This is a genomic window from Clostridium sp. 1001271st1 H5 (assembly GCF_005845215.1).
Classification (GTDB): Bacteria; Bacillota; Clostridia; order Lachnospirales; family Lachnospiraceae; genus Enterocloster.
In genome coordinates, this window is record NZ_SPHO01000016.1 from 16,546 (window position 1) to 32,135 (window position 15,590).

General features: G+C 50.5%; 14 protein-coding genes. 3 read left to right on the plus strand and 11 right to left on the minus strand.

What is annotated here, in order from left to right:
* Positions 1 to 110: 110 nt before the first annotated feature.
* The 6 genes from FGS84_RS21315 to tadA all read right to left on the minus strand — a co-directional run bounded on the left by FGS84_RS21315 (position 111) and on the right by tadA (position 6,076).
* Positions 111 to 953: a carbohydrate ABC transporter permease gene (locus FGS84_RS21315; RefSeq protein ID WP_138310339.1), complete on the minus strand. Its 843-nt coding sequence runs from the start codon at positions 951 to 953 to the stop codon at positions 111 to 113.
* 4 nt (positions 954 to 957) lie between these two features.
* On the minus strand, positions 958 to 1,863 hold the full coding sequence (locus FGS84_RS21320; protein WP_138310340.1) for a sugar ABC transporter permease: 906 nt from the start codon (positions 1,861 to 1,863) through the stop codon (positions 958 to 960).
* Positions 1,864 to 2,012: 149 nt separating this feature from the next.
* Positions 2,013 to 3,410, minus strand: a complete 1,398-nt coding sequence (locus FGS84_RS21325) for a sugar ABC transporter substrate-binding protein (RefSeq protein ID WP_138310341.1) — start codon at positions 3,408 to 3,410, stop codon at positions 2,013 to 2,015.
* Positions 3,411 to 3,471: 61 nt separating this feature from the next.
* Positions 3,472 to 4,656 carry a PLP-dependent aspartate aminotransferase family protein gene (locus tag FGS84_RS21330; protein WP_138310342.1) on the minus strand — a complete coding sequence of 395 codons (1,185 nt, stop codon included), beginning with the start codon at positions 4,654 to 4,656 and terminating at the stop codon, positions 3,472 to 3,474.
* A gap of 93 nt (positions 4,657 to 4,749) precedes the next feature.
* A complete protein-coding gene (locus FGS84_RS21335; protein ID WP_138310343.1) occupies positions 4,750 to 5,433 on the minus strand; it encodes a FadR/GntR family transcriptional regulator in 684 nt (227 codons plus the stop codon).
* A gap of 124 nt (positions 5,434 to 5,557) precedes the next feature.
* A complete protein-coding gene (gene tadA / locus FGS84_RS21340) occupies positions 5,558 to 6,076 on the minus strand; it encodes a tRNA adenosine(34) deaminase TadA (RefSeq protein ID WP_347563866.1) in 519 nt (172 codons plus the stop codon).
* A 226-nt stretch (positions 6,077 to 6,302) separates the two neighbouring features.
* On the opposite strand from tadA, the gene FGS84_RS21345 reads away from it, so the two are divergent.
* Positions 6,303 to 7,001 carry an anaerobic ribonucleoside-triphosphate reductase activating protein gene (locus FGS84_RS21345; protein ID WP_138310344.1) on the plus strand — a complete coding sequence of 233 codons (699 nt, stop codon included), beginning with the start codon at positions 6,303 to 6,305 and terminating at the stop codon, positions 6,999 to 7,001.
* A gap of 103 nt (positions 7,002 to 7,104) precedes the next feature.
* On the opposite strand, the gene FGS84_RS21350 is transcribed toward FGS84_RS21345, so the two are convergent.
* Positions 7,105 to 9,255, minus strand: coding sequence for a DUF6128 domain-containing protein (locus tag FGS84_RS21350; protein ID WP_138310345.1), 2,151 nt, complete (start codon positions 9,253 to 9,255; stop codon positions 7,105 to 7,107).
* 209 nt (positions 9,256 to 9,464) lie between these two features.
* On the opposite strand from FGS84_RS21350, the gene nagB reads away from it, so the two are divergent.
* A complete protein-coding gene (nagB, locus tag FGS84_RS21355) occupies positions 9,465 to 10,190 on the plus strand; it encodes a glucosamine-6-phosphate deaminase (RefSeq protein ID WP_138310346.1) in 726 nt (241 codons plus the stop codon).
* 178 nt (positions 10,191 to 10,368) lie between these two features.
* On the opposite strand, the gene FGS84_RS21360 is transcribed toward nagB, so the two are convergent.
* Complete coding sequence (locus FGS84_RS21360; RefSeq protein WP_171042688.1) at positions 10,369 to 11,670, minus strand: MFS transporter; 1,302 nt, start codon at positions 11,668 to 11,670, stop codon at positions 10,369 to 10,371.
* A gap of 48 nt (positions 11,671 to 11,718) precedes the next feature.
* Entirely contained in the window at positions 11,719 to 12,906 is a 1,188-nt protein-coding gene (locus FGS84_RS21365; RefSeq protein ID WP_138310348.1) for a M20 family metallopeptidase, read from the minus strand.
* Positions 12,907 to 13,059: 153 nt separating this feature from the next.
* Here FGS84_RS21365 and FGS84_RS21370 point away from each other — a divergent pair, with 153 nt between their 5' ends.
* On the plus strand, positions 13,060 to 14,385 hold the full coding sequence (locus FGS84_RS21370) for a hypothetical protein (protein ID WP_138310349.1): 1,326 nt from the start codon (positions 13,060 to 13,062) through the stop codon (positions 14,383 to 14,385).
* A 111-nt stretch (positions 14,386 to 14,496) separates the two neighbouring features.
* On the opposite strand, the gene FGS84_RS21375 is transcribed toward FGS84_RS21370, so the two are convergent.
* Together FGS84_RS21375 and FGS84_RS21380 are read right to left on the minus strand one after the other, a co-directional pair.
* Entirely contained in the window at positions 14,497 to 15,069 is a 573-nt protein-coding gene (locus FGS84_RS21375; RefSeq protein WP_138310350.1) for a hypothetical protein, read from the minus strand.
* A 28-nt stretch (positions 15,070 to 15,097) separates the two neighbouring features.
* The gene (locus FGS84_RS21380; protein WP_347563864.1) at positions 15,098 to 15,559 is read right to left on the minus strand and encodes a MarR family transcriptional regulator; all 462 of its coding nucleotides are present in this window, start codon (positions 15,557 to 15,559) and stop codon (positions 15,098 to 15,100) included.
* Positions 15,560 to 15,590 lie beyond the last annotated feature (31 nt).

The window sequence follows — 15,590 nt, forward strand, 5'->3', positions numbered from 1 at the left end:
CCTGCCGGAATCATCCATGCCCTTATTTTACCGCAGGAAAAGCCGGAGCCGGCGGACAAATTTAATATCTGTCCGCCGGCCCCGGCCCGCTCCTGTGCAGGACAGCACGCTTAACCCTTAACCGAACCTGCCGTAAGCCCTTCAATCATATACTTCTGGGCAAAGGCAAAGAGACACATTGTAGGAACCAGGGACATGATGGTTCCTGCCGCCATCTCGCCCCATTTAATATCGTACTTCAGAATCAGGCCGTTAAGCCCTACCGGTATGGTCTTGAACTTATCCACGTCAATGAACATGACTGCCATGAAGAGTTCATTCCATGAATTGATAAAGGCAAATATGAAGGTTGCTGCTATGCCGGGCATGATGACCGGCACCACCACTTTAAACAGCGCCTTGAAATAACCGCATCCGTCTATCCAGGCAGCCTCCTCCAGGGATTTGGGTACGCTGTCAAAGAAACCGCACAATGTCACCACTGAAAAGGGTATCATCATATTGGTATAGAGCATGGCCAGGCTGCGCAGGTCGTTGAGCATCTTCACCTTTGCCAGGAGCTGGTACAGCGGAGCCAGCATGATGAACATGGGTATCATCTGCGTGACCAGGAAAAACAGCAGAAGCACATTCTTAAACCGGAAATGGAACCGGCTAATGACATAGCTGGCCAGTATGGCGATGAACACCGCACAGGTGGCTGCAACTGCCGAGGAGAAAAAGGAGTTCAGCATATACCGCCCGAAATTCCCCTTCCACAGCATGGCCACATAGTTGACCGCAGATGCCGGGTTAGGAAGATACCGGACCGGAAACGCATAGATTTCTCCCTGGGAACCCTTTAAGGATGTGAGAAGCATCCATACAAAGGGAAACATGGTCAGCACAAGGAAACATGCCAGTATTAAATATTTCAACAGGCTTTTGAGCCTTTTCTTATTCTTCATTGTCATGATATCATGCCTCCTCGTCCGTATACTTGGTGGCAACCAGATAAATGGCCGCAAATACAATGAGGAACAGGATACACAGCACGCCTACCGCTGACGCCAGGCCGTAATCCAGACTCTGGACCAGCTGCATCATATAGGACGTGATGATGTTGGATGAGCCTGCAGGCCCGCCCTGGGTCATGGAGTAAATCAAATCCGGGAAATTAAATATCCAGATTACCCTCAGCAGGACCGTCAAAAGCAGCACGGAACGGATACAGGGCACCGTGATGTTGGTGAACTTCTGGAACGGGCTGGCCCCGTCCACGTCCGCAGCTTCATACAGGTCTTCGGACACGCCTCTTAAGGCTGCCGTTATCATAATGGTGAAAAATGGTATGCCGTACCATATATTGGCGATGATACAGGAGTAAAGGGCCGTGTTCTTGCTGGCCAGCCATCCCACCGGCTGGCTGATTAAATGCATTCTCATAAGCAGGTCATTGATGACGCCTGAGGTTCCGTTAAACATCCAGCGCCACATGATGCCGATAATAAAACCCGAAACAGCCCAGGGGAAGAAAATCAGGCCCTGGTAAAGGCTGGAACCCTTAAATTTCTTTTTCAGAAGCAATGCCATGGCAAAACCAACTGTAAACTGGACAAACAGGGAGATTCCCACCCATTTGACCGTGTTGAGCATGGTGGAGTAAAAGGTATTGCTGGTGTTGTGGGCAAACAGCTTGCTGAAATTTTCCAGACCCACCCACTTGATATTCTTGACATTCATCAGGTTGTAGCTCTGGAACGCCATCAGGGACCCCTTTATCATCGGATAGTAGGTAAATATCATGGGAAACAGTATGGCAGGAAGAACCATGATAAAGATGAAGCGGGCTCTCCTCATTTTTAATTTTGACGTTTGTTTCATGCCATTCCCTCCTTGCCGGCTGCGCGTTCCGTTTTTCCCGGACCAGCGCGCACAGCTCAATATCCGGAAGTGCCGGGAGCAGGTCCCCCGCTCCCGGCACCCTCCGGTCCTTACTGATTGTGTTTCATACGTTTTTCGTCAATCCGGCCTTACCACTTCTGACCCTCATCCTTGTAAGCCTGGGTCCAGAACTCATCCAACCACTGCAGCAGCTCATCATCCGTTATTTCATCGGTCAGGTATTTCTGGTACATGGTATCAACCTCTGTCTTATAGGTGGCAAATGCCTCATACATCTGGGGATATGCCGCATGACGGTACACATCCGGTTCTTTTGCCATATCCATGTACATTGCAAAACGTCCCTCGGAGAAGTAAGTATCCTTCTCAGCCGCATTGTTGTGAATCGGGATTGTGGAATAATTTTTTGCAAAGTATGTATTGTTCTCGGAATTGGATAAGTACAGCAGGAAATCCGCGGTCTCATCCGGATGCTCGGTGAAGGATGTCATACCCCAGCCTGCAAATCCGTTGGGGAATACAGCCTGGCCCGATGGTCCCTTGGGGAACGGAACCAGCGCCCACTGGTCATCCTGCATATCGGCGGAACAGGTGGCGATTACTTCCGGGTCCTGAATCAGCATGGCTGTGGTTCCGCCCACAAAGCCCTGCACCATCTCAGAGAATCCCCATGCAATAGAGTCGGTCGGACAGGTATTCTTAAACAGGTCTTTGTAGAAGTGCAGCGCCTCTTTTACCTCAGGCAGGGTGAAAATAGTTGCACCGTCCCCATCCTTTAAGAAGTAGGCCGCATTGGGGTCCGCCACCTTATCCGTGCCAATCCAGCTCCAGTAAATGGTATCCGCATACTGATAGCCGCTGGGGCCGCCGCGGAAGGAGTAGCCGAACCTGCTGTTAGACGGGTCCGTGATAGCCAGGCCGGCATCGTAGATGTCCTGCCATGTCTCCGGCTGGTCAAGTCCCTTCTCCTCAAACCAGTCCGCGCGGTAGAACAGGCCTCTCTGATAGAATCCGTAAGGAATCAGGTAAGCGCCTCCCTTGAGGTAATGGATTACCTCGTCGGCCGACTCGGTCAGGGTATCCTTCTCATCCCACCCGTCAATGTATTTCTGAAGGTCGGCAATCCATTCATTGGTGGCATACTGGGTCACGGTGGAATCACGCACCTCCACAATGTCAGCGCCGCTTCCGTTCATGAGCATCTGGGTGATTTTGGCATCTGCATTCTCCAGGGGCGGGGAAATGATATCAATGGTAATGTTTGAGTGCTCAGCCTGATACTTATCCGCAATCTCCCTCAGAACAGCCGTCCTCTCAGGACTTGTAAGGGACTCCACCAGGGTGATGGTGACAGCTTCACCGGATGCAGCTTTACCGCCGCCGTCATCCTTGCCGCCTGCGTCCGCTGACGTGGCAGCTGCCCCGCCGTCCGCTGCTTTTGTGGCATCCGGAGCAGCACTGCCGCCTCCGCATCCTGTCAGCATCACAGCCGCCAATGCCATTGCTGCTAATTGTTTCTTCTTCATCTGTTCTCCTCCTTTTTACTGCTTGATTTTCACTGCTTCTTGTTGCTGTTCTTCCAAGCTTCTATATCTTAGCAAGAGCCGATTCCAAATCTGAAATCAAGGCATCTGTACCTTCCAGTCCGCAGTGGATGCGGATAACGTTCTGTCCTGCTCCCAGTACCCGGCAGGCGGCTTCATCCAGTCTGGCGTGAGGCAGGAACACAAGACTCTCAAATCCTCCCCATGACACGCCTATCTTAAATATCTTAAGGCCCTCCGCCAGCTTTACCGCATCCTCTGTGGTTCCGTCAATCTCAAAGCTCATAAGCCCGGTATTGCCTGTCTGCTGCCGCTTCATCAGCTCATACTGGGGATGGGAGGGAAGCCCGGGGTAATTCACCCTGCGCACCTTGGGATGGGCTTCCAGGAATTTTGCCACCTCCATGGCTGCGGCCTGATGGGCGGCCAGCCTGACCTCCATGGTCCGCAGTCCCCTTATCATGAGCCACGCCTCCATGGGACCCACGATTCCGCCCAGAAGCTCCCTGTTGGCGGTCAGCTTTTTCATAAGTCCCTCATCCTTTACTGCCAGCATGCCTCCGATGATGTCACTGTGTCCGCCAATGTACTTGGAGGTAGTATGCATTACAATATCCGCCCCCATATCCAGGGGCTGCTGGTAAATCGGAGTACAGAACGTATTATCTATGTACACCAGCGCCTGGTGTTCCCGTGCAATCCGAGACACAGCCCGTATGTCCTGAAGAGAAAATACCACGGAAGCCGGACTCTCCAGCACAATCAGGTCCGTGGCGTCCGTCACAGCCTCCTCAAACTCCTCCACCCGTTCTCCCGTCACATAGGTGATGGTAATGTCCAAATGCTCCCTGCAGTATTTGCTGAGAAAGTCCTTTAAGGGTCCGTATGCATTGTGGAGGCACACTACATGGCTGCCTGCCTTACAGGCCGTGAGGACCGCCGTAGTGGCTGCCGCCATGCCGGATGCAAAAGCCAGGGCCCCTGTGCCGTGCTCCAGGGCGGCTATCTTGTCCTCCAGTATGCGCACCGTGGGATTCTGCACCCGTCCATAGCAATATTTGTGCTTGTCGGTCCGGTCAAAGTCATAGTAATCATCAAGTGTCTCAAATACATTGAGCGAATTCATGAATACCGGGGGAACGATTGCATTGTAATAGTGCTCATACTCTTCCCCGTAATGGGCCGTGATTAGCTTTGTACTTTTTAGGTACTCCTCCTGATTTGTCATATCATTACCTCTCTCCTCCCTGATTATTTGTAAATAATATACAATCCTATATGCTATATGCTATAATATAGGTTGGAATAAATTTATAAAATATTATCGTTGGTTCCGTATATCTCTATACACAGCATCCAAAAGCTTTTCATTGATTGTCTGTGCTTTTTTCACATTCTTTTCGCAGATGGCATTATAAAGCTCCTCATGGAGAGGAAGGCTTTCCAAAAACGGGTCCTCCATGTTCAGCGGAAATTCCCAGAACTTATCCATGACACCGCTGATGGACAGAATCAGCTGATACATGACCTGGTTATGGGACAGACGGTAGATGGTATAGTGGAACTTCTTATCCTCCGCTGTCTGCTGCTCCCCACGGCGGAACTTTGCCATCAGCACCTTTGTTATGGCGCCCAGCTCCTCTAAGTCCTCCTGGGTTGCGGAGTGGATAACCATGCGGAGTATCTCCCGCTCCAATATTTTACGCACCTCCAAGGTATCCAGGAGCAGTTCCTTTTCCTTGGCAAAATCAATCAGTCTCAGAAGGTCATTAATCTCCTGGCTCCCCACATAGATTCCCTTGCCGTTCTTTGCCTCCAGTACGTTCCTGGCCTCCAGTGTCTTCATGGCTTCCCTGAGGGAGGTCCTGCTGACCCCCATCATCTCTATCAGTTTTTCCTGTGAAGGAAGACGGTCGCCGGGTTTTAAGTTGTTTTCCTGGATGTAATTCTGTATATATCGGATAATCTCTGATTGGAGAGATGTACGCTGTATTTTATTAGTCATTATGCTCACTCTCATGATGTTTTTGTTTAAGTTTGATAGATTAACCTTACCACATATAATATTGATTGTCAATAATGGATTATATTTGCTTTTATTACGTAATATAAATATACATATTGCACAATTATTTTATCCTCTGTCCCCGCAGGCCCCGGAAGAACTCCGACATCAGCTCCGAGCACTCCTGCTCCAGCACCCCTTCCACCACCTCTGCCTGATGGTTGAACCCCGGTTCATGGAGCATGTCCAGCACAGACCCCGCACATCCTGCCTTGGGATTCATGCACCCCACAGCGATTCTGGGAATGCGGGCCTGGACAATGGCTCCGGCGCACATGGGACAGGGTTCCAGCGTCACATACATGGTGCAGTCCTCCAGACGCCAGTCTCCTATTTTTTTACATGCCTTTTTTATGGAAATGATTTCTGCGTGGGACAGCACACTCTTATCCGCATTACGCCGGTTATATCCTCTGGCAATGATTTTGTCCCCGCAGACAATTACGCAGCCAATGGGCACATCCCCTATGGCAGCTGCCTTTTTAGCCTGGCGGAGGGCTTCCCTCATAAATCCTTCATCCCGCTGTCTCTGCTTTAAACGCTGCTCCTCTGCTGCAAGGGCTGCAAGGCGCTGTTTTTCCATTCTCTTCTCGTAATTCCTGCGCCGCGTTTCCTGGCCTTTCAGGCGGGCTGCTTCCGCCTCTGCTGTTTTGCTGCGGGTTTCCCGGGCTGTTTCCATAGTATCCTCTCCGCGGTCAATGGGTTCTCTTCTCATCATCTGATTCCTCTTTTTTTAAAGCTCTATGTGTGTTATACTTTTTCATTATATAGAATATTTGAAAATTTGAAAAGGGACAGGTTAAGGTGCCATGAAAATATGCGGACTTCAAAAGACTACGCTGCTGGACTTTCCGGGCAGGGTAGCTGCAACTATATTTACAGGGGGATGTAATTTCCGATGTCCGTTCTGCCATAACAGCGGACTTCTGGGTTCAGATGCAGAAGAATATGAATCACAGGAATACGTTCTGGCGTTTCTGGAAAAACGCAGACGGGTGCTGGAAGGAGTCTGCATCACCGGCGGAGAGCCTACCCTGCAGCCGGACCTGGAGGATTTCATACGGAAGGTGCGGAGCCTGGGACTGGCTGTGAAGCTGGATACCAATGGCTACATGCCCCATATCTTGAAAGATTTGTGCGCCAAGGAACTTTTGGATTGTGTTGCAATGGATATCAAGGCAGGGCGGGACCACTATGAAGAGGTAACAGGTATATCCGGCCTTTTCATGGAACGGATAGATGAGAGCATTAAATTTCTGCAGTCAGGCAGTATTCCCTATGAATTCCGGACCACCGTTGTCCGCGGTCTTCACACATCTGATGATTTCAGACAGATTGGACCGTGGATTAAGGGTTGTCCCGAATACTACCTGCAGTGCTTCACGGAATCCGGGGAGGTACTGGTCCCGGGGGTCTATTCAGACTTTACAAAAGATGAAATGACGGCATTTGCTGATTTGGTACGCCCCTATGTGGGGCGGGTTTCCCTTAGGGGAATTGATTACTAGAGCTAATATGGAATGTACTGGATTTAAGGTATACTGACAGATTGATGCCAGGCATGTTTTCCCACCCCGGCACAGCCTGGCTGCGCCGGGATGGGGAACTGTTTTAATCCTGGTTTTCTAACCGTACATCCGTATACCAGTATCCAAATCGGCCGTCCTGTGACGGCTGTTTTCTTGCCAGCACAAAATGCGGGAAACCAAACATGGACGCCATGTATTTTTCATTACTGTAGTAATTGCCCGGCACCCCAAGTATGTATCTGGTCCGCCCTTTTGTCTCATCGCCGATGCGGGCTAATATCAGATAACGGTAATTATAGTATCCGTGCAGCAGAAAACTGTTATTGCCGTAATTCCAGTTCTCCCGCGGAAGCAGTCCTATATCCTGGGGCTTGATTGTCAGAATCTCACACCTGTTGGAGCTGTCAAATGCCTGTATTTTGGGATACCGCTTGCGGAACCCATCCCAAAGTCTGCCGGGAAAGTCCGATTGCTGCTCTTCCTGCTCCAGCCGTTCCAACTCCCGGGGATTTCCCAGTATCAGAGTTTCCTCTCCCGCATCAACCACAGGCACCTTTTCTTCCGCCGGTCCCATTGCAGTACTGCTGTCAGCTGCCTCCGGTCCGGCCTCCCCTATAAATGGCTGACTTCCCTGAGATGGCTGCTGGCTGACCGGACGCCGGTTTGGCATTGGGCGTTGGTTTGGTGCGGGCTGCTGGCCTCCCATTGGCTGCTGCCCCCCCATTGGCTGCTGGCCTCCTACTGGCGGCTGCCCTCCTACTGGCGGCTGGCCTCCCATCGGCTGCCGCTTCATGGAATACTGCTCTGGCATCCGCTCCCGGTCCGATTGTCCCCCGGAGACACCTGTATTCATTGTTCCTGTTGGCATGTGTCTGCGCGGCATCCCAGGTCTGGTCATGATATTTGGCCGGGGAACCGTTCTGTTCACCGGTGTATTATCAGGCTGCAGCGGTATGCCTGTATCAGGAACCATATCATCCGGCCTAGGCGCCTCCATATTCAGCGAATCTTGGGGTGTCTGGAGCCCGCGGGGCATGAATCCGTTCTCCTGAGAAAGCTGTTTCCTGATGGATGTCACATTCTTTTCATTCCAGCTGCGCTGGGTATTCTGCTGCCGCTCTGCAGAATTCCAGTTGTTATTCCAGGTCCCGCGTCCCTGTTCCTGCTCTCTCTCCCTGTTTGCAGGCGTTGCACCATCAGCCTGGTTTAAGTCTTCCACAGGTGCGGTTCCGGCCGCGTCTTTATTCCCTGGCGCTGCCGCCCTCTCTGACTGGCACTCTAAGGGGGAATCCGATGTATCTTCTGATTCCTGTGTTTCCTCCAATCCATCCGGCGCTTTGTCCTCCAGTGATTCCGGCTCCATCTCCATACTGTCTTGTGTATCAGGCAGCCGCACCGGTTCCAGCTCCAACTCCTCCCCGGCCTCCGGATACGCTGAAGCATCCATCTGATTTACAACTTCCGCTGTCTCCCCATTGGTTTCCGGTACGCTGTCAGCCTGCTCCTCCTGAGTCTCCGCAGTTTCAGCTGTTTCTGCCCCCGCTGTCCCCAATATCATTTCTTCCTGAGATATTTCTGCCTCCTGTACCGACTCCACAGATTCCCGGCCTTCCTGCACGTTTGCGGAATCATCCTTTATCCCGCTGTCAGGCGCTGGTTTTAAAGAGGATTCCTGAATCCCGTTCTGTTTACCGGCAACGCGCATCTCCCGCGCCCCTGCCGGTGAACTGCTGAGGACAGGGCTGTTCCCGCCTTCTTCTGCCTTTTCCCCTGCCCGCAGCTCCTGATTCAGTTCTTCCACTTTTCTATGTATCTGCGCCTCTGCGTCTCCCACTTTACTGGAGGTCACATCCGCCAGCTCTACCTCGGCCGCATGGGCCACCGCATCCTCCCAGATGGTTGTGTAGGCCCGCCATGAATCACCCTGTTCATGTATGGTCAGGCCATAGCACTGGTCCATGCAGCAGCCGGAATCAGCTGCATTTTCTACATTCACCACAGCGCGGAATTCGCCCCCGCCGCTGCGTATAAAAATACTTCCCAGGAAAATCTCCTTTCCCGGAGCCAGCAGATAAACCCCCAGGTCGCTGCTTCCAACGTAAACCTTTTTTACATTTACGCTGAGCTTGCATTGTCCATTCCGGGATTCCAGCTTGGCAAACCCAATATTCTTTCCTTTTACCTCGCCTTCATAGGCGTAGATATAAGATATCAATCTCCGATAATTGGTCATACTTTCACTCCTCGCACCCATAATCTGCAGCTGCCCTGAACACGGCCTATCTGCTTTTATAAATATTTTATGCATTTACCCCTTGAAAGTATGTTAGGAAAATGTTATCCTATATTTAAAGATTAATAAAAATTTTTTCCAAAACAGTGGCCCACTGGAAATCCGGGGCAGCGCAACTACTAATAATGTATGGAAAGGTGGCAATTATTATGAAAATCTACAAAGCAAAAGATTACGATGAATTAAGCCGCAGGGCAGCCAGCATCATCGCTTCCCAGGTACTGATGAAGCCTGACTGTGTTCTTGGCCTGGCAACCGGTTCAACCCCTATCGGCACCTACAAGCAGCTGATTGAGTGGTACAACAAAGGCGATTTGGATTTCTCCAGTGTAAAGAGCGTGAACCTGGATGAATACAGAGGGCTTACCAGGGAGAATGACCAGAGCTACTACTACTTCATGTACAACAACCTGTTCAAACACATCAACATCAGCATGGACAAAACCAATGTTCCCGACGGCACCCAGCCTGACAGCGAAAAGGAATGCTCCCGCTATGAGGACGTGATTAAGAATTTAGGCGGCATTGACCTGCAGCTTCTGGGCCTGGGACACAACGGCCATATCGGATTCAACGAGCCGGACGAAGAGTTTGCCAAGACCACGCACTGCGTGGACCTGACCCAGAGCACCATCGAAGCCAATAAGCGTTTCTTTGCTTCCATTGATGATGTTCCGAAGCAGGCTTATACCATGGGTATCGGAACCATTATGAAGGCTAAGAAAATCCTGCTGGTTGTCAGCGGCGCTGATAAGGCTCAGATTCTCCACGATGTACTCCGCGGCCCTGTAACCCCTCATGTTCCTGCATCCGTACTGCAGCTTCACAACGATGTGATTGTGGTTGCAGACGAGGCTGCCATGGCTAAATTATAGCATCCGGTACGCTTACTACCGGCATACTTAATGCCAGCATACTTACTGCCGGCATACCTAATAATCATATTTAACATCAAGCATATTAATTCCAAAAAACCATGCCTCTCTCCCCGACCGGAAAGAGGCATGGTTTTTTAACTTCACATTCTAGCTTCACATTCTGTATCAGCGCTATTTAAGCCGGCTGTTCCTTGCCCTGCTGTTCCTGCGCCAGTTTTTTCCGGGATAGCTTCATGCATCCCAGGGTGGCTACCAGGGTAAAGGCCATGGATATCACGCAGGCAGGCCAGATGATGCTGTAGTTTTTCGTAATATCATAGAGAAGGGATACCAGAAGCGTACCCACCACGCCGCCGAACCGGTTCACTGAAACTACCATTCCATAGATTGGACCGTAATCCCTGTTTCCGAATATCTTACTGGTAAGAAGGGTTGGCATTATGGAGGTGATGCCGGATGCAAGCCCGTAAGCCACAATCATCATATAAAATGCCACCTGGTTCTTTGCAAATATAAATCCCACAAATGCCAGGATTCCCACGCCGCACACATAAACCGTGGCAGCCTTCTCTCCAAACCGGTCAGTCACATGTCCTAAAATCAGCTTTCCGAAGATTCCCACTGCCATGTAACCGGACACAACCTTTGCAGCCACAGCTGAGCCGTATCCGATATCGGTCAGGTAAACCGGCAGCTGCAGGGCTGCTCCTGTTGCAAAGGTCATACAGAAGATGGCCAGCAGAAATACATAGAGGATAGGGGAACGTCTGGCCTCGGCCGCTGTCATGCCTGTAACCTGCGCCTCCTCCTTCTGGGCGCCCTGCGTCCTGTTACTGGTGTTTGCTCCATTTGCAGCTACATTTTCAGCTCCGTAAGGCCGCAGGCCCACATCCTTAGGCGTGGACCGGACCACCTGGTAGGTGACAGGCACTACGATGACCAGCATGATTAATCCCATGGCGCGGTCTGAAAAGCGCCAGCCATATGTACTAATAAGCCGTTCCACCACAGGGCTGAAAATAACTCCGCCGATGCTGGTTCCGATTGCAGCCACACTGATGGCAAACCCCCGCTTCTCCTTAAACCAGATGGTAAGCAGAATGGATATGGGCAGAAGTGTGCTTCCGGTAAAGAATACACCCTTGATAAAAGCCAATACCAGGATTCCCCATATATTGGGCATCAGTGAACGGCCTATGGTACAGAGAGCCGTAACAGCCACACAGCCGGGAAGCAGTTTTCTGGCCCCGTGCTTCTTATACAATTTCCCCCAGTAAGGCGCTGTCAGCACAGCTCCCACCGTAATGCATACACTCTGCAGGGACAGCAGTGACCTTGGAACCTGCAGGTCATTGTACATCGGTACAATGTACAGGGAACTAATCTGCATAACCAGCGCCTGTACAATTACATTGATTAAAATACATACGCCCAGAATATACCACGCATAATGGACCTTTTTCTTCTCATTACCCATAATCTCTTCTCCTTTACCATGAAAACCTGACATATATTTCCCAATTGTTTACGCATGTTCGCGCAGCCACTGCTCTGCCACCTGGGCATATGCAGCTGCCCCCAGGGGCAGGCATGCCTCATTGAATCTTACCTTCGGATGATGCTGGCCATATTCCACATCCTTGCCAACTGCCGCTCCCAGGACAATGAAGGAGGACGGTACCTTATCTGCAATGAATGCAAAATCTTCAGAGCCGGGGAAGGATTTACGCAGCAGTTTCAGCTGCTTTTCCTGGAAAATGCCGCCCAGGGCATTGTATGCAGACAGTGCAACCTCCTGGTCCGCCACCAGAGGTATGGCGTAGTTCTCATCCAGAATCACTTCTGCCTGTGCCCTGAATGCCCTGGCCACTGACTCTGACATCTCTTTCATTCTCTCTATGACTGTTTCCCGTATTTCCTTGGAATAAGTACGGATGGTTCCCTTCATCTCCACCTCATTGGGAATCACATTGAAGGTAGAGCCTCCATGGATGGAGCCAATGGTCAGGACGCCTACCTCCCCTGCCTTGATTTCCCTGGCCTGCAGTTCCTGGAGCGCGATGTGGATATGGGCGGCTGCATTGATGGGGTCCACTCCCTTATTCGGGGTAGAGCCATGGGTTCCGTGACCCTTTACCCGTATGGTAAACAAGTCAGAAGACGCACAGGCCGGTCCCTGGAATATCATAAATGCTCCTGCTGGTACCACGGAATTCACATGGATGCAGAGTGCCGCGTCCACCTTGGGATTCTCCAGGATACCTGCTTCCAGCATGTTCCGGGCTCCCTGCATATCTTCCTCCCCGGGCTGAAACAAAAGCTTTACGGTCCCCTCCAGGGCATCCTCGTTCTCCTTCAGCATCCTGGCTGCTCCCAGCAGCATGGAAGTATGCAGGTCGTGGCCGCAGCAATGGGCTATGCCGGGATTCCCGGATGCGAATTCCAGACCGCTTTCTTCCTGCATGCGAAGGGCATCCATGTCCGCCCGCAGCAGAAACACCTTGCCACCGTCTTCTCCGGCCCCCTTTCCCACAGTTGCAGTGACCCCATTCTGACCAATGTCCCTGGGGGAGTATCCCATTTCCTCCAGTTTCATTTTAACATATGCCGCGGTCTTTTCCACGTCCATACCGGCCTCCGGATTATGATGGATATGCCTTCTGTTTTCCGTGATTTCAGGTATCAGTTCCTTTGCCCTCTCCAAATAATTCACTGTATCACCCTCCTGTACATTTTTTATACTATTTAATATTTATTATATATTTTATTTATTAAATGTCAATATTTTTATTTAATAAATAGTAAAAAATTTCTTGAATTATTTCCTCTTCATTGTTATAATTTGTTTAAAGGGGGATTTTATCTTATGAATTACAGACTTGCACTTATATCCACAGAAGAACATTGCAGTTATATCCGGGGAATCCTGGATGGAATGGCGTCTGACTGCGATGTTGAATATATATATTACCATTCATTCAGGGAACTTCCTGACCTGTACCGGCGGATTGAACCTGACTACGACGCTTTCTGCATAACAGGGGCCTTTGCCAGGGAAACCATTATTAAGTCCCGGACAGACCAGCAGAAGCCGGTATTTACCATTTCCGAGAAATCCACGGAAATCTACCGGGAACTGCTGACCCTGATTAATGAGAACCGGGATACGGACCTGAGCCGCGTCATGTTTGACTACTCCTTCTGCATTCCCAATATGTACTTTAAATCAGCCAACCGTTATCTGGAAAAGGAAATCCAGCATGAAAAGATGCATGTCTCCATATTAAAGAACATGACCCTGGACGAGCTGCTGGATACAGACAACAAAATCATCGCCAATGCAACAGCTGCCTGGAAGCAGGGACAGTTCGACCTGGTGCTGTGCCGTTTCAGCACCGCCTATCCCAGACTTAAGGAGGCGGGGATTCCCTGTAAGTTCATCTATCCTGCCGCTGATAATGTGACGGACACCATCCTGAGAATCGTGGACAGTCTGGATATGGAACAGCTTAATAACAACCTGCCCGGTATTATCTATCTTTCATCCCCTGACATTAACAGCAACTCCGCCGATGAAATAACGCCTGAAAGCGTGAACCTTCAAAAGTGTCTCCTGGATTTTAACCGGGAACATACCACCGGTTTTCTGTTAAAGAAAACACTGCAGGGATTTGAGATTTATACCACGCAGCAGGTGCTTGAACGGATTACCGAACATTTTACAGTCTGCCAGCTGCGCAGGTATATTGACAGCTGCCTTGGCATGAATGTCCATATCGGTTATGGAATCGGCGTCAATGTAATGCTGGCCCGTTCCCATGCCATTGATGCCTGCAGCATGTCGGCAAAAAGCGGTAAAAGCCATGTGGTCACAAAGGACGGCAGTTATATCGGCCCCCTGGGAGCACAGGAGACGCGGGAGGAAGGGGACCCTGTTTCCCAGAAAGTCCTGCAGATTGCCAAATCCACCGGCCTTTCCATATCCACGCTGCAAAGAATCAGCTCTGCCCTGGAGCTGATTGGCTCCAGGGAAATCACCACCCAGGAGCTGGCCAGCACCCTGCAGGTCACGGTGGCCAACACAAACCGCTTCCTCAACGCCCTGCAGCAGAACGGCTTTGCGCAGATTATAGGTGAAAAAAAGTCCCTGATGAAGGGACGTCCCAGCCGGATTTACCGCCTGGAGCTGTAGGAAAATTAAAATCCGGCAATGCGCGCCGGACCGAAACAAACCGGAAAACAGACAAAGGCGGCTGCCCTGCAGTGGAATCTCCACTCACAGGGCAGCCGCCTTCCTGCTTATTTATTCAACAGACTCATAGTCTGCATTATAGGTGAGATAATCATCATCCCCCTGCTTAATGTCATCGCCTTCATAGTTAGCGCCGTTCACCTTAAGCTTAAGCTTGGACAGCTCAAAGTTTTCCGTGAAGGTATTGCCAATCTCAGTGAGGAACATCTTGTCGGAGCATCCTTCTGCGCTGTCGGCCTGATTTAAATCCAGGGTTCCGACTGCATTTTCCTCCTTGCCCTCAATGTCAAAGCTGAGAACGTTTGTGCCGTCAGTCAGCACGCCGTATTCAATCAGCTTGTCTACCAGAAGCTGCGCATCCAATCCCTCTGTATCAAGGGAATCCATATCCTGCACCAGGCTTCCGCCGCCGCCGTGATATACGGAAATAACAGCTACCGGCATCACGTTGGGGTCCGGAACTTTATCGCTGGCCCCGCCTGTGCTTGGCGGCACCATATCCTCCTGGGATTTAGCTGCAGCTGCAGCAGTGGTTTCTTTTTTCTGTTTTTCAGTGGTAGGTGTACAGGCTGCCAGGGATACTGCCATCAGGACGGTCATAACACCAATCAACCATTTTTTCATAATTGTAAAGCCTCCTTAAATAATCCTCTTAAAAGCTTCTGAACCAGGTATTGAGCTTTGTCAGCGCCTTTACCAGGGCTTCCAGCTCCTCCTCGGTCAGTTCTTTTACCACGCTGTCTATCATCTGTTCATGGAACTTCTTATGATGATAATAAGCCTTAACTCCTTTTTCTGAAAGGGATATGAATACGACCCTGCGGTCCTCACTGCTGCGGTTGCGGACTACATAGCCCTTTTTCACCAGGCTGTTCACGGATATGGTTAATGTTCCCACCGTGACCGACAGTTCCCGGGCAATGGATGACATGTTCTTTGGCCTGTCTATGCCGATAGCGTCTATGACATGCATATCATTATTGGTAATATCACAAAATTCCGAGGTGATAATTGCCTTCTGCTCTATATCATTGACATCGCGGAACAGGCTAACCAAAACTTCATTCAGCGTCTCGTAAGCTCCCACGTTTCTCCCTTTCACTTTCTGCTTCAAAAGCTTCTTACTGATTGTACAGTATTTTAAG

What these genes read in the sequence shown, in the direction of transcription:
- FGS84_RS21370 (WP_138310349.1), top strand. Translation starts at nt 13,060, where the DNA reads ATGAATTACAGACTTGCACTTATATCCACAGAAGAACATTGCAGTTAT.
- FGS84_RS21320 (WP_138310340.1), bottom strand. Translation starts at nt 1,863, where the DNA reads ATGAAACAAACGTCAAAATTAAAAATGAGGAGAGCCCGCTTCATCTTT.
- FGS84_RS21345 (WP_138310344.1), top strand. Translation starts at nt 6,303, where the DNA reads ATGAAAATATGCGGACTTCAAAAGACTACGCTGCTGGACTTTCCGGGC.
- nagB (WP_138310346.1), top strand. Translation starts at nt 9,465, where the DNA reads ATGAAAATCTACAAAGCAAAAGATTACGATGAATTAAGCCGCAGGGCA.
- FGS84_RS21360 (WP_171042688.1), bottom strand. Translation starts at nt 11,670, where the DNA reads ATGGGTAATGAGAAGAAAAAGGTCCATTATGCGTGGTATATTCTGGGC.
- FGS84_RS21325 (WP_138310341.1), bottom strand. Translation starts at nt 3,410, where the DNA reads ATGAAGAAGAAACAATTAGCAGCAATGGCATTGGCGGCTGTGATGCTG.
- FGS84_RS21350 (WP_138310345.1), bottom strand. Translation starts at nt 9,255, where the DNA reads ATGACCAATTATCGGAGATTGATATCTTATATCTACGCCTATGAAGGC.
- FGS84_RS21330 (WP_138310342.1), bottom strand. Translation starts at nt 4,656, where the DNA reads ATGACAAATCAGGAGGAGTACCTAAAAAGTACAAAGCTAATCACGGCC.
- tadA (WP_347563866.1), bottom strand. Translation starts at nt 6,076, where the DNA reads ATGGAAAAACAGCGCCTTGCAGCCCTTGCAGCAGAGGAGCAGCGTTTA.
- FGS84_RS21375 (WP_138310350.1), bottom strand. Translation starts at nt 15,069, where the DNA reads ATGAAAAAATGGTTGATTGGTGTTATGACCGTCCTGATGGCAGTATCC.
- FGS84_RS21315 (WP_138310339.1), bottom strand. Translation starts at nt 953, where the DNA reads ATGACAATGAAGAATAAGAAAAGGCTCAAAAGCCTGTTGAAATATTTA.
- FGS84_RS21335 (WP_138310343.1), bottom strand. Translation starts at nt 5,433, where the DNA reads ATGACTAATAAAATACAGCGTACATCTCTCCAATCAGAGATTATCCGA.